Source organism: Bacillus sp. TH22 (assembly GCF_016651015.1).
In the GTDB taxonomy this organism is placed as follows: Bacteria; Bacillota; Bacilli; order Bacillales; family Bacillaceae_G; genus Bacillus_A; species Bacillus_A mycoides.
Window position 1 is genome coordinate 696146 of sequence record NZ_JAEKER010000001.1, and the last position, 21493, is coordinate 717638.

The window sequence follows — 21493 nt, forward strand, 5'->3', positions numbered from 1 at the left end:
AACAAGCATTGTTTTATTTTGAACAGGTATTCGCTTATAAATATCGAAATATACAATAAGAAAAAACAATAAAATTGATTATTCTTTCGCTTCTTTGTCCATCCTTTTAAAAAATCTATGTTTTTGTAAAAGGAGTGTTTATATGGAGAAACAGACACTTTGGAAAAAATTCAAAAAAAGCTCAGCAAACCTCGGGAAATCAAGCGTATATGAAAGTATTATTTTATACTACACAATGAGAAAAAAAGGGTTACCTACTAAAGCGAAATTCATAATATTAGCCGCTTTATCCTATTACGTATTAACAATCGACTTCATTCCAGATATAGCTGCTATTATTGGGATCGGCTTATTAGATGATGTTTTAGCAATCGCTATAGCGCATAAATTTGTAATGCGCCATGCGGACAGTGAAATTCGAGAAAAGAGCAAAGTAAAAATGGAATCATTATTTACTTCAGCACACATTTAACGAAGAAAGATAGGCTCTTACTTGTCTTTTCTCACTGCCTAACCATCATCTATAGCTTTTAAACAAATGATTTGAACAGTGTTAATACAGAAAAAAGAACTAAAATAATCTTTTAGTTCTTTTTTGTCAACTCAATTTATTTTTGAACAATAGTTAAAAGAGCCTATTTTAATTTACCAACTAAAACAGGCTCTTTACTAATTTAAATTTACAAGATCATCATCATTTTACGCTATACTTTGCTACTTCAACAACATTTCTCTTTCATCGCTTTCATCATAGACATAGTAGTCTTCATCATTTCATCACATTCATTCATTTTCACCATCATTGCCTTATCCATTTCTACATCCATTTGCATCATGTTATTCATCATCATTTTCATACACTTCATTTCACACATCATTTTTTCCATAGACATCATCATGTTTGTTGTTTCTACCATCATAGTTTTTTCCATATTAACATCCCCCTAGAATTTTTATGTTACAAGTATAAAAATTCCTTTTCTTTTTTCTAAAACCTTCTTAGTTTACCTCATACAAATATTTATCAATATATTTCCCTCTCAATTCGTCATCGATTAACTTTATTTATTGTCACGCTGAAACGTAAATATAATAAAAAGCATCTTATTATAGATGCTTCCTTGTCTAACAATTAAATTATTAACACTATGAAACTCCATTTGTTTCGTAAACATAGGGTAAATCTATTATTTTTATAAAATTCATAAATCCAACTATAACGTATTATAGTTTTATTCATATACTGTAGTAGATCACTAGAAAGGAGGCGTATATATGGAAAGTTGTATTGTGTTCGTAAACGGCCAACCTTTTTTAGTACTCACAGTTGCTGGCATCGAAATTGCTAGATTGGAAATTACTCTTCAAGTAGCACTAGCTTTGAGAGTTCTCGGTATTCCAATCTGTGGGTAATTCATTTAAGTAAGTTTAAAAGAGAGCTTTCGCTCTCTTTTAAACTCTTGTCAAAAAATGCACTTCTATACACTTAGCAAGTGTGACTCATAGCCTTGTAGAAATTATATAATAAATATACAAGCATTTACGTTAAAAGAACTTTCTTTAACACACACATCTGCAAACAATTTAACATCCTCTTCATATCACGTTCTTTATAGTGATTCAGACATGCTATTTGAATCCAGTTATTCTTTTGTAAATATGCTGATTCATAATGAACAATATATCCTTGTAACGCTAACGCATCACCTAGCGCCTTAGAAGACTGATCTTCATTTAATTGAATGGTAACTATAATTGGCGCGGCATGATCTTTAGGTGAAACAAACTTTAAACCCATAGTATTAATAGCTTGTTCAATATAAGCATACGCCTCTTTTATTTTTTTAAATACCATTTCATCTTCAAATATTTTTAATGCTTCTTGCAATGCATAAATTAAATTCCATGAATGGGAGTATGGGATACTTTCATTTTCTTCGTACATACCAATGTCCATATAAGCAGGTACTGCCTCGTTTACTTTTACAATGTGGTTATGAAAAACGAAAGATAATCCTGTATATGATTTAATCGCTTTTCCGCTTACACCACTTGCAAAATATACATCCTTCAAATTTATTGGTATTGCTCCAATTGAGCTTATACAATCTACACATAGTTTCATTTGATATTTTTTACAAAAAATGTTTAGTTCTTCTAAATTATTTAACATTCCAGTTGATGTTTCATGGTGAACAAACCAAAGCCATTCATAATTTCCAGTTGCCATTATTTTTTCTAATTCTGTATAAATAAACGGCTCTGCCATTTCTTTTTTATGCGTATCAAAATTTAAATGTGCACGTTTTGCCTGCTCAATTAATCTATTACCGAACTCCCCGTTCGCTAAAACTAGTCCTTTACCTTTTAATGAACGTAACTGTAAAGCAATTGCATCATTCGCTAACGTTCCTGTTCCTAACATAAGTTGTACACGTTTTGCTTTCGTTATTTGAAGTAATCGTTTTTTTACATTTTCCATCGTCACTTGAAATGACTTAGAACGATGCGAAATAGGCTTAGTAGAAAATGCCTTTCGAACATTTTCTTCAATATCCACTGGACCAGGTAAAAACGTATATTCTTTCGTCATAATACCTCCAACACTCGACTCTTCAAACATAGCTGGGGTAACATACATTGGCTGGAAGGCTGCTTCTTCAGTACCAACTAACGTATGGAAAGATTTGAATCCCATTTGCTCATATAAAGGAAGCTCACGTGTTGTAGCTGAAATGAGTGCCAATTCATATCCATTTAGAAGTAAATAACGATGTAAAAAGCGAATTAAGCCTAATAGCGCTCTTCCATTTCGATATTCACTTTCTACTGAGAGCAACCGAATTTCATATACTTTTTCTCCATGCTCTTGTAAATAAAAATCTATATTTGAAATTTTATAATCTAATGAGAATGGTCGTTTTCCCCGCACCGCGACCATACCTACTAATTTCTCACCATCTAAACAAATTAAATATGTATTTTCTTCATGAAATCGATCTATACGAAAACGGTTTTTCGTTTCTTCATGTTGCGGAATTTCTTCTACAAATGTTTTATAATTCAATTTATGTATACTTTCAAATTCCCAAGCTTGATCAGCAACTTTATAAATTAACCCCATGTTGTATCTCCTTTATGTATTTAATAAAAATTATAAGTGGAGATTAACTCCACTTATTAAAAGTTCATTTCATTCTCGATTTACATATAAAATAAGTACAATGATAAGTACACTTAAAATAGTCGTAACAATAGAGTAAGAATACAAAATCATGCAAACTGGTAAACAAGCGATTGTAATTAGTCCGGGCTTAGTAAATCCTTTAAAGATTAAATAAAATATAATGAAAACAGCAATAAGAGTAAGCGCTATCAAATAATCAAATGCAATTAACCCTCCAATAAATGTTGAAATGCCTTTTCCGCCCTTGCCTTTAAATAAAATTGGGTAAATATGTCCAAGTATAACAGCCAGTAAAGCTAACATTACCAATGTAGAATCTTCGAAAAGGTATTTTGCAATAGAAACTACGATTGCCCCTTTGATCGCATCACCTAAAAATGTAGCGACGAAAGACCACTTTCCATATACGCGCCCCATATTTCTTGCGCCAGGATTACCACTTCCTTCTTCACGAATATCAACATTATGTTTCCATTTCGTTACTATATAAGCGGTCAATATGTTTCCAAATAAATAAGAAGCCACCAAATACAAAAATTGCATACTATTAATCATGTAATCATTCACTTTCTACATGGGAGTACTTATACAATATTCAATGACTATGCATATTGTACTTTTTCTTGCTTTACATCCCTTTGTATATTTTAACATCATATTTTTACAAATCATACAAAAATTCTCATACTTCTATTTTATAAAATATACACCCTTCATTAAATGATATGTTCCTTTCACTGCCATTTCTGATGGTGATACGAATATAACTTCTCCCATACTTTTCTCACAGCATTTCTTAAATTCAGCATATATCTCAGGAACGAAACGCAATATACTGCCACTTACTGCAATTAAAGGTGATAAATCAAACTGCATCTTGTTGTAAATATTCACCGTAATTATCGTTAATTCCTTAGCCGCTTGCAGAATAATTTTATGTGCATCATCATTCCCATTCCTCGCTTCCTCTATAATTAATGGTGCAATTGCTGCAACTTTATCTTTTGAAGAACTATATACTAGTCTTTTTATATGAGATGATGTTAAAAGTCGAAACTCGTCTTGAATCCTTAAGCTTAATGGACAAAGTCTAACTCCTTGATCAAATTGATTTGCCATTCTCTTTAAACCTTGTAACGCAATCCAATAACCGCTTCCCTCATCCCCTAAAATATGTCCCCATCCACCGCTATACTCGTACACTTCGTCTTTCTTTCCTATACAAATCGCACCTGTACCACCTATAGTTAATATTCCATTCTTACCTTTTAAAGCAGCTGCATGTGCAATCATTGCGTCATTAAAAACTTCAATTTTCGTTTCATATTTCTTTATTAATCGTAATGTTAATTCATTTGTATTCGCTCCACTTATACCCGCTAACCCTAAACAAATACAAACGCAGTGCCCATCTATTAAAGCTTTCTTGCATTGATCGATCGCCTCCATAATATGCGAAACTGCTTTTTCATAATCTATTAATATATTTCCAAACCCACTCGTACCTCTTACAACTTCGTTTCCGTCTTGATCAAATGCAATTGCTTCTGTCTTCGTGCCCCCACCATCTACTCCAATCATATACTTCATATGTTCGCCTCATTTTCATCATCTTATTGGAGGGAATGTTATATTCCCTAAAACTACAGATTGCTTTGCACCTGTTGCGCTCGGCACATTACTCGGATTACGATGATGCGTTTCGTTTGCTAATATCGCAAAGGCAATTGCTTCTTTCGCCTCTGAAGAATAGCCTATATCTTCTTGAATGAATATCGCGCACCTTTCTTCCTTCAATCCATTTCGTATCATTTCAACAAGTGTACGATTATAACTGCCCCCACCACCTAAAATTACTTCATCGATTTCATAATACGGCAGAATAAACTCCTTATAATGATGAACAATTGAACTTGCTGTAAACATCGTGACAGTCGTCAAAAGATTTTCTTTACCATGCTTTTCAAACCGCTTCAATAATTCACTTACAAACTCTTCTCCAAACTGTTCTCTACCAGTTGATTTCGGTGGATTCATTTTCAAAAATGGATGGTTCATACAATATGTCAAAATTTCATCTACAACTACTCCTTGTTTTGCAATCCTACCATTTTGATCATATGGCAACTGAAATAATCTTTGACATACATCATCGATTACCATATTTCCTGGGCCAGTATCAAAAGCAATAACACTCTTATCACTTAGATGACTTGGTACTACTGTAACATTACCGATTCCGCCAATATTTTGTAGTAATCTATTTTTAGTTTGATGACGATACAAAATGACCTCTGAATATGGCACAAGTGGTGCACCTTGTCCCCCTGCTGCCATATCCATCGTTCGAAAATTAGAGATAACCGTAGTGTTCGTTTCATATGCTATAATTGCTGGTTCTCCAATTTGCAATGTCGAAGAAATACTATTGCCTTCTTGCTTTGGCTGATGATAAATCGTTTGTCCGTGAGAACCTATTAAATCTAATTGTTCCAATGACAAATCAGCCTTTTTACAAACTTCCTCCACAGCATTGGCAAAACATAAACCAAGCTTAAAGTTCAAAATGCATATCAATTGAACATTAGATGTATCAATTGATAAAGCCTGCAGTATCTCATTTTTTATATCCTTACAAAATGGAACAGTAGTAAAATGAATGAGTTCGACTTTAGAATCTACACCGTTTCCTTCTACATGAACGAGCGCTACATCTATTCCGTCTAACGATGTACCGGACATTATCCCTGCAATATACATAATATGCATGCCCCCTATTCACTAAAAAACAATTATGTAAGTAAACAACGTACAACCTACAGAAAACAATATAAATCTAAAAAACAACTGTGCTTTCGATGCAAACGATCCATCAATGAAAGAAACAACTACCGTAAGCAGAATACTTGCCGCAAAGCTTGTAACGAGCCATATACTATGCATTTGTGATAGATTTAGCATTCTTAATAAAGGTACGAAAAGTAAATTTGCACATATCACTCCAAATAACAATAAAAATACACCTTTATAGCTAAATTTTATATTCATTCTATTTCACCCTCTCTGGACTTAATGTGAAAGAAGTGATAGACAAAATGCCTATCACTCAAAAATAAAATATAAAACTTACGGATTAACAGCTTCCCCATCACCATTTTTCTCAATTTCAAGCATGTTTTTGTCGTACATTTTAAAGAATGGTAGGTAAATAAGGAATGATATTGCTATATTTATAAAAACTAATACCACTGCACGCCAATCTCCACCTGTGGCTAAATACGCGCCAATTGGAGCTGGTAATGTCCACGGCGGCATAATATGTGTTGGCGTTACAAATCCCATCGCAGTTGCTGAATATGCAACAGTTGCTGTTACGAGTGGTGTAATGATAAACGGGATAATTAAAATTGGATTTAGTACAATCGGTAATCCGAAAATAACAGGTTCATTAATATTAAAAATACCAGGAACAATACAAGTTCTTGATAATGCTTTCGAATATTTTGATCGACCAAATACAATCATAGCTAATACAAGCCCTAACGTCGCACCAGAACCACCAATCCATATAAACCATTGGTATAACGGCTCTGGTGATATGAATGGCAACTGATCTGCTCCACTAGCAACTGCTTCACCATTTTTCCCTAAATATACTTCCCATAATGGCCGGGCAACAGTTCCAACAACCGACACACCATGGATTCCGAATGACCAAAAAAATGTAATTAAAAATACTGGAATGATTACACCGAAGTAACTATCACCAGCTTTTACTAACGGTGCCGCTAATTTATCAACTACATGATGTAAATCAATACTAAAAACGACAGTTACTAAACTCATTAAAATAATTACGAATGCAGCAGGTACAAGTGCTTCAAACGAACGTGAAACAGACGGCGGTACTTGTTCTGGCATTTTAATCATTACATTTTTCGTCTTACAAAATCTTAAAATCTCTACTGATAAAATAGATACGATCATCGTTACGAATAATCCATGCCCCCCGAGATTTGTCATCGGAAGCATAAATCCTTTTTTATCGATTAATTCGGGCGTCAATGTTAAAAGTAGTGAGCATACTGCTAACTGTGCCCCTGATAAAGCATCTAACTTATAACTTTTCGCTAAATTGTATCCTATACCAAATGCTATATATAAAGACATAATAAACATCGTTAAACGATATGGTATTAATATACTTGTTTGATTTTTCAATGCCCAAACTGATATGAAACTATCTTTCGGTAATGGTGGAAATGCTACTATTAAAAAGAAACTCCCTACGATAATAAATGGTAACGCCGAAATAACTCCATCACGGATTGCTTGTAAATGCCTCTGTTCAGAAAGCCTTGCCATCGGTCCAGATAAGTTTTTATCAAGAAACGTGACAAACTTATTCATAACGCTTCCCCCTAACTAATTAATTCATTTACAGTTTTTAATAAAGTCGGTCCACCAAGCGGCGTGTATGCTTGCGGCGGAATAATACCGCACGGAATAGATTCTTGTTCTGTAAGTTTTTTTACAGCGTCAAATCGATGTCTAACTTGAGGTGCAACCATTACAACATCCCAACCATTCTTTACTTCTTCCTCCACCTCACTTGTTCCAATAGCATGCACTTCCATGTTCATACCTTTTTTCTCTGCTTCTTTTTTTAAAGCGTTTACAACAATTGCGCTGGACATTCCTCCAGAACAAACGAATAAAACTTTCATTATTGAATCCTCCTATACTTATAAATTGTTTCTTTCAAATGAAAGAAAGTTTCACTTTACTAACAAGCATATGAAGAAATGAAACGATTTAGTTATACTGAAAGTAAATTTCACTAAAAATATTTTTCCTATTAAATTAATGTTTCAATGTTTATTTTTCTCAATTGCAGGGCCAACCTAACATCATATATTATTTTAAATAATCGTATAATAGGGAGGCGTATAAATGATTATGAAACGTTTAGTAATGATGTGCTGTATCGTCATATTGTTTACTCCTTTCTCTTTCATTTCCCCTCACTCTACTTATGCTGAAGTAAATACTACTTACAAAAAACATGAATTACGCGCTGTATGGCTAGCATCTGTTCTCAATATTGATTGGCCTTCAAAAACTGGCTTACCTATTGAAAAGCAGAAACAAGAATTTATAAGACTATTAGACGATGTAAAAAACACTGGTATGAATGCAGTCGTTGTACAAATTAAACCGACTGCTGATGCTTTCTATCCTTCAAATTACGGTCCTTGGTCTGAATACATTACGGGTACACAAGGAAAAGACCCTGGATACGATCCGCTCGCATTTATGATTGAAGAAGCACATAAAAGAAATATAGAATTCCACGCATGGATTAATCCATACCGAATAACGATGAATCACACTGATATAAATCGATTATCAAATAATCACCCTGCAAGACAACATCCCGATTGGGTTGTACCTTACGGCGGGAAGCTATATTACAACCCTGGTATTCCAGATGTGAAAAACTTTATAACGGAAGGTGCTTTAGAAATCGTAAAAAATTATGATGTTGATGCAATTCATATGGACGATTATTTTTACCCTTATAAAGTAGTTGGCGAAGAATTTCCTGATCAAAAAACATATAAAACGTATAATAATGGTCAGTTTTCAAACATAGAAGATTGGCGACGTAACAATGTAAATGAGCTTGTAAAAGGATTAAATATTGCTATAAAACAAGAAAAATCATACGTGAAATTTGGCATTAGTCCATTTGGTGTATGGCGAAATATAGCTGACGATCCAACTGGCTCTAATACAACCGCAGGTCAAAGAAACTACGATGACCTTTATGCTGACACACGTGAGTGGATACAAAAAGGGTACATTGACTACATTACACCTCAAATATATTGGAATATAGGTTTCACACCTGCTGCATATGATATATTAGTAGATTGGTGGGTAAAAGAAACAAATAACAAACCGATTCACCTATACATCGGTCAAGCGGCTTATAAAATAAATAACAACTCTGTGCCTGCTTGGTCTGAGCCAGAAGAATATCCAAAGCAAATCGCTTTAAACCATCAATATCCACAAATAAAAGGTAGTATGCATTTCAGTTTAAAAGATATAAATAACAATCCACTTGGAATTAAAGATAGACTCTCAAAAGACATATATAAACACCCTGCATTAATTCCACCTATGCCTTGGCTTGATCATGATCCGCCAAAACAACCTACTTTAAAAGGTGCCATTCCAAGAGATGAAGGTATTGCCGTAGGAATAATTGACAATAGAGATAATGACTCTTCTTATTACGCCATTTACCGTGTGAATGGAAAAAATGAAGTGGATATACAAAACCCAAAACATTTACTTACTACTGTAAGAAAAACAAAACTTGGAGAAATTTACGTAGATAAAACGGCTATTTCTGGAGAAACGTATACGTATGTGGTAACTGCAGTTGATCGATTGCATAATGAAAGCATTCCTTCTAGTTTTACTACCGTTAAGGCAAAATAAAATCTCAAAAAAAACGCCTTAAAGCTGAGAAATACTTAGCTTTTAAGGCGCCTTTTTTATTTATTCTTAAACTTCTCAGTCGTTGCTCTCATCTTCACATTCAAATCATGATCAATGGAGTCGCGAATATCACGCTCTACTACTTCCATTTCTTTTTGGAAATTTTGCAAGTATATTTTTAGTTCTTCTTCTTTTTCAGGACGTTGTGATGGTGGTAATTGTACCACTAATGATAACATCGCTGTTAAATCTTTCATTAAGAACGTTTCAAGTTTATGTTGTTGTTCAAACATGCGTTGTTCTTGATAGTACGGAAGTGCATTTAATACTGAAATTGTAATGTCATCAACCGTTCTTTGTAGTGAAGGATTAATCGAGCGTTTATATGCTTGAATTGTATTTAATGCATCTGGATATCGATCATAGAAATACAATTTATAAAACGATAAGTCTGTCGGTTTTACAGTTTGCTGCGTTTCTTGTCTTAAGAAATCTTTCACTTTCATCGCGGCCACATCGATATCTTCATTTGTAAGCTTTTTCGTTGTTTTTGCCATTACATGCACTTTTTTCTGTTTTTCTTTCGGTAACATTGAAAATACTTGTTCTCTCGTACGTTGACCTGATGTACAGAAAAGAGTATTCAATGTATGTTGTTCTTTCTTTCCTTCCGTACGAATCCAGCGATAAAAGAGTGGATGTTGCGTAAACTCTTGTAAAAACGGTGTCGATTTGTTTGATAATTTCTCAATGGAATCTTGTGCTCTCTTATATGGTTTCGTCCATGAAAAATAAAGTTTACGTCCGAAGTATACAACTAAAACAACGACAGTAAATGCGATTAAAAGTAATGATCCTAATAGTAATAATACTCCTTGAATGAAACTCATTTTTTCACCTCCTCTAAAAGTCTGTTATTTCCTTGGACGCTGAATGAGTTTCTGCTTCATCTCATCATTAAATGTATCTAGTTCAATTACAAATTTCTTACTAGACTCAATAATACGTTCTGACGATTTCTCAGATGCTTCAATAGCGGCAAATACATTTTGGAATGATTCACGTAATTTATCCATGCTAATTGCAGGATTTTCAAGGAGTTTTGTTGTTTCTTCTGTATTTTGTTTTAATGCTTGAGAATTGCTTAATACCATTGATTCAATCGCTTCATTTGTCGCATTAACTGCATCAATTGTTTTACGTTGATTTGTTAATGCGAGCTGAATTGCAGCTGAAACCGTTATAACGTTTTGCGTCATCGTAATTGCATTACGAATTGCCTCTGATAGCTTTTCATTATTTTTCTTAATGATGTCTACAGATGCGATAGATTGTAATAATACACTTTTTGCTTGTTGCATATTACGAGTACGCACAAGTATCTTTTCTAATGCATCATTTATTAACGGAATATCCCTTTGACGTTCTGGATTTTGTTTCTCAGCTTCAAGCATACCAGCAAGTTTTCTTCCTAAGTATACTTGTTTATCAAGAGCGTGAATTTTATCGTGTGATTGCTCTTTTAACATTTCAAGACCAACCGTATCCTCTTGCAAGTTATCACGGCCAATGAGAAGTGATCTTATAATCTCCTCGATTTGCTTATCTATAGATTGATATTTATGCACGTAATTTTCAAGCGGATTTTTCTTAAACACTTTAAACATAAGTTTCTTCATACCAGTTGCTTTTAATGAGTTTGGATCAAGTTCTGATACCACTTTTCGTAATTCTAACAATGTATTTGGAATTTCTTCATTCTTTCCATTCATCATCGCTGTCACAGGACGTTTTAAAGCTGATAGCGTTTGTCCTGCCGCTTGCTGCTCTTTATCCCCTAAGTCTCCAAGCTGCGACAATACTTTTGATAAATCTGTATTTTGCTCGCTATTTAACTTTTGTACATAAAGATCTGCTTCTTTATTCAGTTCTTCAAGTTCTACATCTTTTATTACTGTATCCACTACTACTTCTACATTATTATCTTTCACAATCGATACAGGTTCTTTTTTCTCGAGTTCAGTCAACAAAATCGCTCCTTTATTTATATGTGCGAATTTATGTGCACTATATTTCATCTAATATATCGTATTTCATATACATTTTTGCTTGCTTGAAATCGATTTTTCAAGAAATACCTGCTTATGCAGTCATTCCCTGTTTCATAGTATAAGTATACCTGTTCTCGTCATTATTTTCCTCAGACTTAAGACCTAGAGAACAACATGCTGAAGACGGATTCTTCACAGCTTACCTTACTTATCACCACTGAATATTAATTTGAAATTCCATTTAGTTACCTTCTTAAATTCATACAATGCTCTATCTTTTGACATATACTATCTTTCAATGTGATAATTATATTAGGTCCACTTCTAATTATTCTTCCGCGCAACAAATGCTCCCTTTTGAAAAGCTAATAACACGGTTTCAAACGTAACGTCTTCTTCAATCATCTTTATAAATCCAGCTAATTCCCCCGCATGAGAAGTTGCATTATCAATTACAAGAAAACCTTTTGGCTCTAAAATACGTTTTATATGTTCCCACCACCACATGTATTGCGTGCGCTCTGAATCTAGGAAAATAAAATCAAATGAACGATCTACTTGCGAATCTAAAAATGCCCCAGCCTCTTGATTATGAATATCGATTCTCTGTGTAAGATTTGCCCTTTCAAAATTTCCAAGTGCCTCTCCAACCCGTTCTGAAGAAAGTTCTACAGTTATAACATTTCCATTTGTTTCTTCTACCGCATTTGCTAGCCACAATGTAGAATAGCCATTTGAAGTTCCAATTTCTAAAATTTTTTTTGCATTGCAGCCCTTTACTAATACTGATAAAAACTGCCCCATTTCACGAGAAATATTTCTTAATTTTTCTTCTCTTTTTTCTTTATGTCGATCATGCTCTTCTCCATATTGTTCAAGTTGCAATAATAATGAATCTAGAGTATTCATTTTCTCCATCGCCTTTCCAAGCAATATGATGAAAAAGTACATGATGCCCGTCTACTTTTCATTATATGCGAAATGCACACCTTTTTCCTGTTATACGACAAAGAATTAAAATTTTTTATAGCATATTGTTTCGTTTTTTGGTAAAGTTAATTTCTACGTGCAATTATTTAATTCACATTATTTTACAATCAGTTTTCAATTATAAGATAATCTAAACCCCATTTAAATGAATCGGTATTTCTAATTCAACTAAGCGCCCTTTTCGGACGCATTTTCTTTTGTTTATATATTTCTGTAAGAAAGGATGCTTACACATGAACGTGATTAACTTAGATGCTGCTAGAAGACGTAAACAGCATAAAAAACTAATGATAACTATACCGATTATTAAACGCATTTATGAAGAAGACGGGGAAATAAAATTCGAGGTAGCCGGCGAAAAAGATGTACCTCTTGAAATGTTAGAAAAATAAAAAAAAAGACGCACTTCTAAAGAAATGCGTCTTTTTTATACTATTACATTTAAGTGCATAAGTTTTTCAGGATTAACCATCATATAAATGTTTGAGATTTTCTCATTCTCAAATGTAAATGAAAGTACATAAGTCACTTTATTATTTACATTAACAATAACGCCTGGGGCACCATTTACCATCTTAAAATCAACAACGTATTCTACCGGGAACTTCTTCCCAATTCCAAAGAATAAACTTATAATTCTATCTGCAGAATAAATTGGATGAATTGCAGTTGTAACTTTACCACCACCATCTGCTTTAAATATCGCATCTGTTTTTAAAACTTCTAACATGCCTTGCGTATCCCCACACTGCAATGATGATACAAATTTCTCCACGTAAGCAGCCATCTTCTTCGTACTTAATGTTGACTGCTTCGGCTTATCTAAAATACTTTTTCGTGCACGTTGAAAGATTTTTCGGCAATTCACACTACTCTTTTCTACAATCGAAGCGATTTCTTCGTAGTCATAACTAAAAACCTCTCTTAATATGAAAACAACCCTCTCTACCTCAGTCAGTTGTTGTAAAAGTAATAAATATGCCATAGAAATTGATTCTTTCATTACAAATGACTCTGATGGATCATCAATCTCTTCCACAAATGGCTCTGGCAACCACATTCCGACATATACGTTACGTTTATGTGCTGCCGAACGTAATTTGTCAATTGAGCGATTTGTTACCATTTTACATAAATAGGCTCTCATATTTTCTATAGATTGAACGTCCTCCATATTATTAAACGATATAAATACGTCATGGACGATATCTTCAGCATCCATAACACTCCCAAGGATTCTATATGCTAACGAAAATAATAATGGTTGATACGCTTCATATAACTGCTCCGTTTCCATGATGAACTGCCTCACTTTCAAATTTCTTTAAAATGTGTAACGCTGCACGTTTCCCGCTTGCTACCGCAGCATCAGCTAATATTTCATCATGCCCAGCCCAATCTCCTGCAACGTAAACACCTGGCATTTCAGGTATATTAGGGCCTGGTTTTTCAACACGGTCAATATGAGGAAAATCATGTACTACCGTAATTTTCGGTAAATATTGCTGTGCAACAACTTCTCTTTTCCAATTCGGATGTAACAATTCCATCATATTTTCTAACTGTTCTTTCTCTTCTTGAATATGATTCAGTTCTAGTACAGGGTTATGGTATTTAATTAGACTCACTACAATTGATCCATCTTCACTTAATTTAGCTGCTCTCGATTGATTCGTGAAAAATATAGGTTGATCCAATCCCAATGCAAAATGATGCAAAGGATTTGGTAATTGTTTTAAACCAATATCTAACGCTGCCACGGTCACTTGTATAGATTGTTCACTCCATTTTTGCAAACTTGTTCCTTCTGTACCTTTTATAATTTTACATGCCTCTTTCGGTGGAGTTGTTACAATAACTGCCCCTGCTTCAAATACTTCATCGTCAAAACAATGTATTCTTTGTTTCCCTTCACAATGCTCTATTTTTAAAACATGCTTTTTAGCCAGAAATTGTACACCACTAGTATTCGCTATTCCTCTTAAATTTGTTATTATCGTCTCCCAACCACCATCTACATAAAGTACTCCTTCTTGCATAGAAAGCTGTATTTGCTTTAGTACGGAAGATGCTAATTGTATTGTAGGAGCATACGTATATGTTGTTGTTCGGCATAATGCATAAAATATATTTCGAACCATTGGATCTTTAATTTCATTTTCTGCCCATGTAGTTAGGCTTATTTTCGGAACTTTTTCTACATCTAAGTTTCCTAAATGAATCATAAGACGAGCGAACTGTACTTTTGCAGACCATGAAAGTAGCGGTGTTGATAAAATAGAGCGAAAATCTGTTGGAATGGTATAAATATCCCCTTTCCATATTCCATGTGCTTTTGTAGATGGGATTCCACCTGGAAGATTTACTCCTAGCTCATTAAAAGTTATAAACGCTTCTCCACCTCTATATAAAGCATGTGCACCAAGATTCATACAAATGCCGTTTTTATTTATAGTCATCCCTCGACCACCGAAGTGACTGGACTTTTCTAATACAATAACTTTCCTTCCAGCTTTCGCTAAATATATAGATGCTGTTAATCCAGCAAGCCCACCACCAACAATTGCTACATCAAAATGTTTCATAATAAAATCCCTCCTTATCCGTTCTACATACGAGACGAACGATTAAGGAGGGATGTGACATGAAAATATATTTTTACTTATCTATTTTATTTCATTATTTTTTTATTCTGTCATATTGCATACGAAATAACTCAATTGCAAATGGAATATCATCTTCACTCTTTATATAATAACTTATCCATCCTGATTCAGGTAATACGTGATGTGGTTTCACCAATCCTTGGCTCACTAATTCATCCCGCTTTACCTTTGGAAATGGTAAATCAACTAACTTATCGCCATGCAAATGACCAAGTTCTTTCTTACCATAATTTATTTCAATACCACCAAATCGATGCGGTTTTTCAGAAACACCTGCCCAGCCAAGTACTTCATTTCTAATCATTTCACTAAATGACATGAACCTTCACCCCTTTTTAATGATTGATGTAATATTAAATTAACACGTTCATTACTTTTTTCCATCAATCCAAAGTATGAATGGATATACGAATATAGTTTAATCTCAATATCTTTATTTTTTTACACACTTAAAACAATTTCAAAGGGTATTTATTCTATAAACTATTTCGAGGATAATATAGCACTTGAAAATAGCCATTTTAATAACAACTTAAAAACTAAAGTCAATATGAATGATGCTGAACAAACAATTATCATTCAAACACAAATAGCAAAAACGTTGAAAGATAACGGTATTTTTTCTTTATTGAATGATAGAACTGCAAATATTCAAGCAATATCTTATAAAATAATGGCTGATACAATTGTGAATAACAATTTATTAACTACAGATCCAATCACTTTCCGTAGTTTAGTATCGTATGAACTATTTGAAAATACTATTACAGCTTATACTACAGATTTACAACCAGTTTATTTACCTGATGGTGCTACAATCATTGATTTTTCTTTCTCTGCATTTCCAAAAATTGCACATAGCATGAAAAAAGTAAAAGTAAATGGGATGCCTGTTCCACTTAAAACAAAGGTATCTCATTTTGACGTCATCGAAATCCATTTCGATTTAAAACAAAACTTGGAATTAGAGTGGCTAAATTACGCTAATACTGCTAAAGCACAATTAATGATTCATCAAAAACTATCTTAAATACAAGGCCAATTCCTTTCTATAAGGCATTGGTCTTTTCATATAACGTAACCATTAAAATATACGAAATAAATTTTAATATTTTTACTCCTAACCTAACATCAATAATTCCAACTTTCATTAGTTCGCTCTAATTTTTATCCGTATTTACATTATGAGAAATAAGAAGCACAACCTATATTCTTTATAAAACAGGTGAATTTATTATGATACAGACAAATGCACATAACTAACACTAGGCACATATCCTAAAGTTGTATCCATACTTACCTAAAGAAAGGCAGGTAATACGAGTGACTTCTACTATTGACTACACCTCTCCTTCAACGAACTTCACTCATGATTTAAGTAAAAGTAATTTTTTTAAGAAAGATGCCAAAAATTATATAAATGTACTTGGCATTAAACAATTAAACACTTTAGAAAATACTTCTTTATTAGATATTTATTTAAGTACAGGCAACGTTGTAGAACCACATATTCATCAAAATGCAGCTGAACTTGTTTACTGTATTTCAGGATCTGCTGTTGTTTCTTTACTTAATCCATTTACGAATCAAATATTAAACTTACCGATAAAACCAGGGCAAGTTGCCAACATTCCACAAGCGTGGTGGCATTATGAAATTGCTTCAGCAGATAATACTCATTTATTAGCTATATTCGACGCCCCAACCCCAGAAGTTATTTTTGGTTCTGATATTTTAAGATTAACTCCCGCTAATATGATGGCTCATACTTATTGCCTCAATGAACAACAATGGAAACAAGCAGTATCCCCAATTCAATCCACTACGGTAATTGGTCCTCCCGGAAACTGTAATCAAAACCGCGACATGATAAATCAGTCAACTCAGCCCCCTACTCAACAACAAAATCTATATTACCAAGATTCTTATTACTTCCCTCTATACTGGGGGTATTAATTAGTATCATTTTAATAGAACCACCATTTATCTCCTCGGAAAATATCGAGGAGATTTTTTATCGTAACAATTAATAGAGTACATACATATAATATTTATATATTTAATTGGAGGTGATAGTACTATGAGTAATTATAACTATCGAAAAAACTACTCTAATAATAAAAATAGTAGCTCTTCAGCATCCTCTCAATCTTCGAACTCTCAATCTTCCGATTCCCAGTCACAAAGAGATTTAGCCGAGCAAGGCTATGTAAAGAAAAAGGATGTAACTGTAATAAAAATAAATAGTTTATTACTAATTTGAGCAATGACATTTCACCGCTCATGATTAACAATTTAACCCACTAGTATATAGTTTATTTAATGGATGAATTCTGTTTTAATAGAATTCATCTTTTTTGTTTATATGTAATTTTTCAAACCATATAACTTATTCCATAAACAATAAAGTGTAAATCATAAATTTTGTTTTTTCTTATATACCAACTTAACAAAGAGTAACTTTTCAATTGATTTATTTCTAATTTCCCACAAAAAATATAGCCCCACCTAATAAAATTAGGAGGGGCTATATACAAATGCCTGTTTAAATTTCAAACAAACATTGTAACAAGTTAGACGATATTAATACCTGCACTTACAAATCCAGCAACTGCAGCTATTGGACTAGCAGCTGTTAATGAAACATATAATAATACTTTATCCCCAGCGGCTACCGGAATTGCTTCAGGTATGATACCTGATGCTGTAGCACCAATCGCTATTACAGCAAATGCTGGTGCTAATAATAAAGGTGCGCCCTGTACTGTAAACGTATTACTTGCTGCAGGTGCAGTTAATATTTGTATCTGCACTTGAACAGGTGTTAATGGAGATAATGCAGCTGTTGCACTAAAGAAACCTGCCAATGACGTAATAGTCCCTGCGCGTGGTGCTACAAATGCATAATCACCTATTCCTAACGCTAATGTGATACTTGTTCCACCCGTTAAAGCTATGCCAGGCTGACTAAATCCAAATCCAAGAAGAGTTCCTGTATTAGCTATTAACGCGTTAACTAACGCAGATGGTGTTGTACCTGAAGCAAACGGAATAATAGCTCCGCCACCAGTTGCTCCTGTTGCTCCTGTCGCTCCTGTTGCTCCTGTTGCTCCTGTTGCTCCTGTTGCTCCTGTCGCTCCTGTTGCTCCTGTTGCTCCTGTCGCTCCTGTCGCTCCTGTTGCTCCTGTTGCTCCTGTCGCTCCTGTTGCTCCTGTTGCTCCTGTCGCTCCTGTCGCTCCTGTCGCTCCGCCTCCTGTTGCTCCTGTTGCTCCTGTTGCTCCTGTCGCTCCGGTTGCTCCGGTTGCTCCGCCTCCTGTTGCTCCTGTTGCTCCTGTTGGACCTGTTGGACCTGTTGGACCTGTTGGACCTGTTGGACCTGTTGGACCTGTCGCCCCTGGAGTAGCATTGATTAATTGAATTAATAAACCAAAAAGAACTTGTAAAGTTGCAGGATCGATATTTGAGTTGCAGGATACAGGGATAAGATCTAAAGCGAAGAAGAATTGTGCAAGAGCGCTATAAAATTGTTGCAATAATGTTGACAATTGTCCTAAATTAGGTGCTGGAGATTGTAATAAAACTATAATACTTTGAGTTAATTGTTTCAAAAAATTAACTTCTGGGGAAGGTAATAAGGAATTTAAGAAAATTAAAAATTGATTAAATAAATCGAGTAACGCTAATCTGTTTGCATTACTTGGATTTGCAAAAAATGCTGCAATAGCTGATATTAATGAATTTAGTAAAGTAATTAATTGACTTAATTGTTGGCTAGTAATAGGAACTGACTGTGGATTTTTACAACAATCTGCTGAAAAAACAATCGGATTGCAGTTATTATGACCAAAACAATTGTTATGTGACATTTATTTCCTCCTTACTTTTCTTATAGTTGAGTGTTTTCCTATTCTAAGAACTATAAAAGATGCGATTGTAAAAAGTAGTTGATTTATATGTTTCTCTTAAAATAGGAAACATGAATTATAATCAAACTTGAAAACGTAATTTAATTATGTTCATGACTCACATATTAATTATATGTTTTTAATAATTGACTGCTTAGATTAAACACCTAAACTTAAGAGTTTATTTTATTTTTCCACGTTTATCTATTAGGTCCAAAAGCACATTTTCATTTAAAAATTAAAACATAAATAAATCATTAGCATATATTCCACAAGTAACAACATCATTCTTTCAAATAATTAAAAATGATACCTTTACTAATATTGTGTTCCTTCTATAATCATGAAGCCGTTTCTATTATAAAAAACTTTCATACAATATAGTGGACAAGTTATTCTATACTTCGTTCAAAAAATAATTAAAGGATTGAAATTTAATTGCCAATTATTCAACCATTTATCGCTTCTAGAAGATTTACATCTACACTAGGAGTCGGAACAGGAACAGGTGCAGCTTTTGCAATTGCTGCAACAGCTTGTTTAAACGATGCCGGTACTACTGCAACTACCTTTCCGACTTTTACGTATTACAACCTCTATGTAAACGGCATAATTCAACCTAGCGTGAACTCCAGTGTCACCACAGGTCCTACTGGTGCTATTACAATTCCTGGCGGAGATGTATTAGACGGTGGAATTCCAATTACAATTGAATTTATCATCACTTAATTTTAACTAACCAAATTTAGAACAAAAAGGGCAGATTTCTCTTTATAGGAAATCTGTCCTTTTTAATTGATAATAATAAATTGTAGGATAATTGAAGATCCTTGTGAGGGTGGTTCAGCATCTAATAAAGTTAACTGACCAGACTGTAACTTCATAAAAAGGTTGTGGTTGAAGAATTCCATTTATAAATAGATTAATATAAGAAACTTCACTTGGTGATAAGATTTGTGTTGTACCGTATTGTGCTATACCATCTGCATTAGTATATATAAGTTTTTCCCCATCTGAAAAAGTAAAATATAATAGGTTTGTTGTTGGGATTGTTCCCGGTATTCCCGTTGGGCCGGTTATTCCTGTTGCCCCTGTTTCTCCTGTTGCTCCTGTTGCTCCCGTTATTCCTGTTGCTCCGGTTTCTCCTGTTGCCCCTGTTTCTCCTGTTTCTCCTGTTTCTCCGATTGCTCCGGTTGCCCCTGTTTCTCCGGTTTCTCCGGTTTCTCCGGTTTCTCCTGTTGCTCCTGTTTCTCCGGTTTCTCCGGTTGCTCCTGTTTCTCCTGTTATTCCTGTTACTCCTGTTGCTCCGGTTGCCCCTGTTTCTCCTGTTATTCCTGTTGCTCCTGTTGCTCCGGTTGCCCCTGTTTCTCCTGTTACTCCGGTTGCCCCTGTTTCTCCCGTTATTCCTGTTGCTCCGGTTGCCCCTGTTTCTCCTGTTACTCCTGTTGCTCCGGTTGCCCCTGTTTCTCCTGTTTCTCCTGTTATTCCTGTTGCTCCTGTTGCTCCGGTTGCCCCTGTTTCTCCCGTTATTCCTGTTGCTCCGGTTGCCCCTGTTTCTCCTGTTTCTCCTGTTATTCCTGTTGCTCCTGTTGCTCCGGTTGCCCCTGTTTCTCCTGTTACTCCTGTTGCCCCTGTTTCTCCCGTTATTCCTGTTGCTCCGGTTGCCCCTGTTTCTCCTGTTACTCCTGTTGCTCCGGTTGCCCCTGTTTCTCCTGTTTCTCCTGTTTCTCCTGTTGCTCCGGTTGCTCCGGTTTCTCCTGTTGCTCCGGTCGCTCCGGTTGGAAAATTAATAGACGGAAGAGGTGGAAATGTAGGACCAATATTTTTAGAATCCATAACTTCCTTAGAAATTGGTAATTTGTCATATCGATTCAAATTTGCATCTCCCTTCTATAGTATTTATTAAATGTTAGATGTTCCGAAATGTTAAAAGAATTATCTAAAAAAACACTATTAATCTCTCGATTAAAATCTTTGTACAAAATCAAATTTAATGTAACTTACTAAAAATGTATGTATTTTAAACAGCATGCCGTTACTATAAAAAATATTATTAATAGAATATATGAAAAGTATCTCCTTTATCATAAAAATGAGGTGATTTTAATTAAAAATAAAGATAGAGAAAATCCCCAAAATAATGACGTACAATTATCCTTCCTTATAGACTAACTAGTCCTA

Annotated in this window: 21 protein-coding genes and 2 pseudogenes; 7 read left to right on the plus strand and 16 right to left on the minus strand. The window is 34.3% G+C overall.

The window, feature by feature from the left end:
- Window positions 1-142: 142 nt before the first annotated feature.
- On the plus strand, window positions 143-472 hold the full coding sequence (locus tag JFU18_RS03510; RefSeq protein WP_201033778.1) for a YkvA family protein: 330 nt from the start codon (window positions 143-145) through the stop codon (window positions 470-472).
- A gap of 247 nt (window positions 473-719) precedes the next feature.
- Here JFU18_RS03510 and JFU18_RS03515 read toward each other — a convergent pair whose 3' ends face one another.
- Window positions 720-932: a hypothetical protein gene (locus JFU18_RS03515; protein WP_000416118.1), complete on the minus strand. Its 213-nt coding sequence runs from the start codon at window positions 930-932 to the stop codon at window positions 720-722.
- Window positions 933-1275: 343 nt separating this feature from the next.
- On the opposite strand from JFU18_RS03515, the gene JFU18_RS03520 reads away from it, so the two are divergent.
- The gene (locus JFU18_RS03520; RefSeq protein WP_002127410.1) at window positions 1276-1413 is read left to right on the plus strand and encodes a DUF3956 domain-containing protein; all 138 of its coding nucleotides are present in this window, start codon (window positions 1276-1278) and stop codon (window positions 1411-1413) included.
- A 127-nt stretch (window positions 1414-1540) separates the two neighbouring features.
- On the opposite strand, the gene JFU18_RS03525 is transcribed toward JFU18_RS03520, so the two are convergent.
- From JFU18_RS03525 to JFU18_RS03555, 7 genes are all read right to left on the minus strand, one after another.
- The gene (locus JFU18_RS03525; RefSeq protein WP_201050251.1) at window positions 1541-3124 is read right to left on the minus strand and encodes an aminotransferase class V-fold PLP-dependent enzyme; all 1584 of its coding nucleotides are present in this window, start codon (window positions 3122-3124) and stop codon (window positions 1541-1543) included.
- A gap of 69 nt (window positions 3125-3193) precedes the next feature.
- Complete coding sequence (gene plsY, locus JFU18_RS03530; RefSeq protein WP_201033777.1) at window positions 3194-3742, minus strand: glycerol-3-phosphate 1-O-acyltransferase PlsY; 549 nt, start codon at window positions 3740-3742, stop codon at window positions 3194-3196.
- Window positions 3743-3877: 135 nt separating this feature from the next.
- Window positions 3878-4777: a BadF/BadG/BcrA/BcrD ATPase family protein gene (locus JFU18_RS03535; protein ID WP_061689423.1), complete on the minus strand. Its 900-nt coding sequence runs from the start codon at window positions 4775-4777 to the stop codon at window positions 3878-3880.
- An 18-nt stretch (window positions 4778-4795) separates the two neighbouring features.
- Complete coding sequence (gene anmK / locus JFU18_RS03540) at window positions 4796-5947, minus strand: anhydro-N-acetylmuramic acid kinase AnmK (RefSeq protein ID WP_201033776.1); 1152 nt, start codon at window positions 5945-5947, stop codon at window positions 4796-4798.
- Window positions 5948-5968: 21 nt separating this feature from the next.
- Window positions 5969-6235 carry a hypothetical protein gene (locus JFU18_RS03545; RefSeq protein ID WP_002136308.1) on the minus strand — a complete coding sequence of 89 codons (267 nt, stop codon included), beginning with the start codon at window positions 6233-6235 and terminating at the stop codon, window positions 5969-5971.
- Between the two features lie 78 nt (window positions 6236-6313).
- Window positions 6314-7597, minus strand: a complete 1284-nt coding sequence (locus JFU18_RS03550; RefSeq protein ID WP_201033775.1) for a PTS sugar transporter subunit IIC — start codon at window positions 7595-7597, stop codon at window positions 6314-6316.
- A gap of 11 nt (window positions 7598-7608) precedes the next feature.
- Window positions 7609-7914, minus strand: coding sequence for a PTS sugar transporter subunit IIB (locus JFU18_RS03555; RefSeq protein WP_000865888.1), 306 nt, complete (start codon window positions 7912-7914; stop codon window positions 7609-7611).
- 226 nt (window positions 7915-8140) lie between these two features.
- Between JFU18_RS03555 and JFU18_RS03560 the strand changes: the two genes are divergently transcribed.
- Window positions 8141-9700: a glycoside hydrolase family 10-like protein gene (locus tag JFU18_RS03560; RefSeq protein ID WP_201033774.1), complete on the plus strand. Its 1560-nt coding sequence runs from the start codon at window positions 8141-8143 to the stop codon at window positions 9698-9700.
- A 56-nt stretch (window positions 9701-9756) separates the two neighbouring features.
- Here JFU18_RS03560 and JFU18_RS03565 read toward each other — a convergent pair whose 3' ends face one another.
- From JFU18_RS03565 to JFU18_RS03575, 3 genes are all read right to left on the minus strand, one after another.
- Window positions 9757-10590, minus strand: a complete 834-nt coding sequence (locus JFU18_RS03565) for a DUF3974 domain-containing protein (RefSeq protein ID WP_201033773.1) — start codon at window positions 10588-10590, stop codon at window positions 9757-9759.
- Window positions 10591-10614: 24 nt separating this feature from the next.
- Window positions 10615-11727: a toxic anion resistance protein gene (locus JFU18_RS03570; RefSeq protein ID WP_201033772.1), complete on the minus strand. Its 1113-nt coding sequence runs from the start codon at window positions 11725-11727 to the stop codon at window positions 10615-10617.
- Between the two features lie 348 nt (window positions 11728-12075).
- Entirely contained in the window at window positions 12076-12669 is a 594-nt protein-coding gene (locus tag JFU18_RS03575; protein WP_002085565.1) for an O-methyltransferase, read from the minus strand.
- A 305-nt stretch (window positions 12670-12974) separates the two neighbouring features.
- On the opposite strand from JFU18_RS03575, the gene JFU18_RS03580 reads away from it, so the two are divergent.
- Window positions 12975-13133, plus strand: a complete 159-nt coding sequence (locus JFU18_RS03580) for a hypothetical protein (RefSeq protein ID WP_002085567.1) — start codon at window positions 12975-12977, stop codon at window positions 13131-13133.
- Between the two features lie 35 nt (window positions 13134-13168).
- Here the strand turns inward: JFU18_RS03580 and JFU18_RS03585 are convergent, their stop codons facing one another.
- The 3 genes from JFU18_RS03585 to JFU18_RS03595 all read right to left on the minus strand — a co-directional run bounded on the left by JFU18_RS03585 (window position 13169) and on the right by JFU18_RS03595 (window position 15726).
- Window positions 13169-14038 (minus strand): sigma-70 family RNA polymerase sigma factor, encoded by an 870-nt coding sequence (locus JFU18_RS03585; RefSeq protein ID WP_201033771.1) that lies wholly within the window; start codon window positions 14036-14038, stop codon window positions 13169-13171.
- A complete protein-coding gene (locus JFU18_RS03590) occupies window positions 14016-15326 on the minus strand; it encodes a phytoene desaturase family protein (RefSeq protein WP_201033770.1) in 1311 nt (436 codons plus the stop codon). Before JFU18_RS03590 ends, JFU18_RS03585 begins: the two co-directional genes overlap by 23 nt.
- A 94-nt stretch (window positions 15327-15420) precedes the next feature.
- Window positions 15421-15726, minus strand: coding sequence for a luciferase domain-containing protein (locus JFU18_RS03595; protein ID WP_002085572.1), 306 nt, complete (start codon window positions 15724-15726; stop codon window positions 15421-15423).
- Between the two features lie 156 nt (window positions 15727-15882).
- Between JFU18_RS03595 and JFU18_RS03600 the strand changes: the two are divergent.
- Window positions 15883-16437 (plus strand): annotated as a pseudogene (locus JFU18_RS03600) (TGS domain-containing protein); the annotation flags it as partial.
- A 293-nt stretch (window positions 16438-16730) separates the two neighbouring features.
- Window positions 16731-17363: a cupin domain-containing protein gene (locus JFU18_RS03605; RefSeq protein ID WP_201033768.1), complete on the plus strand. Its 633-nt coding sequence runs from the start codon at window positions 16731-16733 to the stop codon at window positions 17361-17363.
- Window positions 17364-17980: 617 nt separating this feature from the next.
- On the opposite strand, the gene JFU18_RS03610 is transcribed toward JFU18_RS03605, so the two are convergent.
- Entirely contained in the window at window positions 17981-19273 is a 1293-nt protein-coding gene (locus tag JFU18_RS03610; RefSeq protein ID WP_201050252.1) for an exosporium glycoprotein BclB-related protein, read from the minus strand.
- A 477-nt stretch (window positions 19274-19750) separates the two neighbouring features.
- Here JFU18_RS03610 and JFU18_RS03615 point away from each other — a divergent pair, with 477 nt between their 5' ends.
- Window positions 19751-20041: a DUF4183 domain-containing protein gene (locus tag JFU18_RS03615; protein ID WP_201050253.1), complete on the plus strand. Its 291-nt coding sequence runs from the start codon at window positions 19751-19753 to the stop codon at window positions 20039-20041.
- Window positions 20042-20103: 62 nt separating this feature from the next.
- Here the strand turns inward: JFU18_RS03615 and JFU18_RS03620 are convergent.
- Window positions 20104-21148 (minus strand): annotated as a pseudogene (locus tag JFU18_RS03620) (DUF4183 domain-containing protein).
- Window positions 21149-21493: the final 345 nt, after the last annotated feature.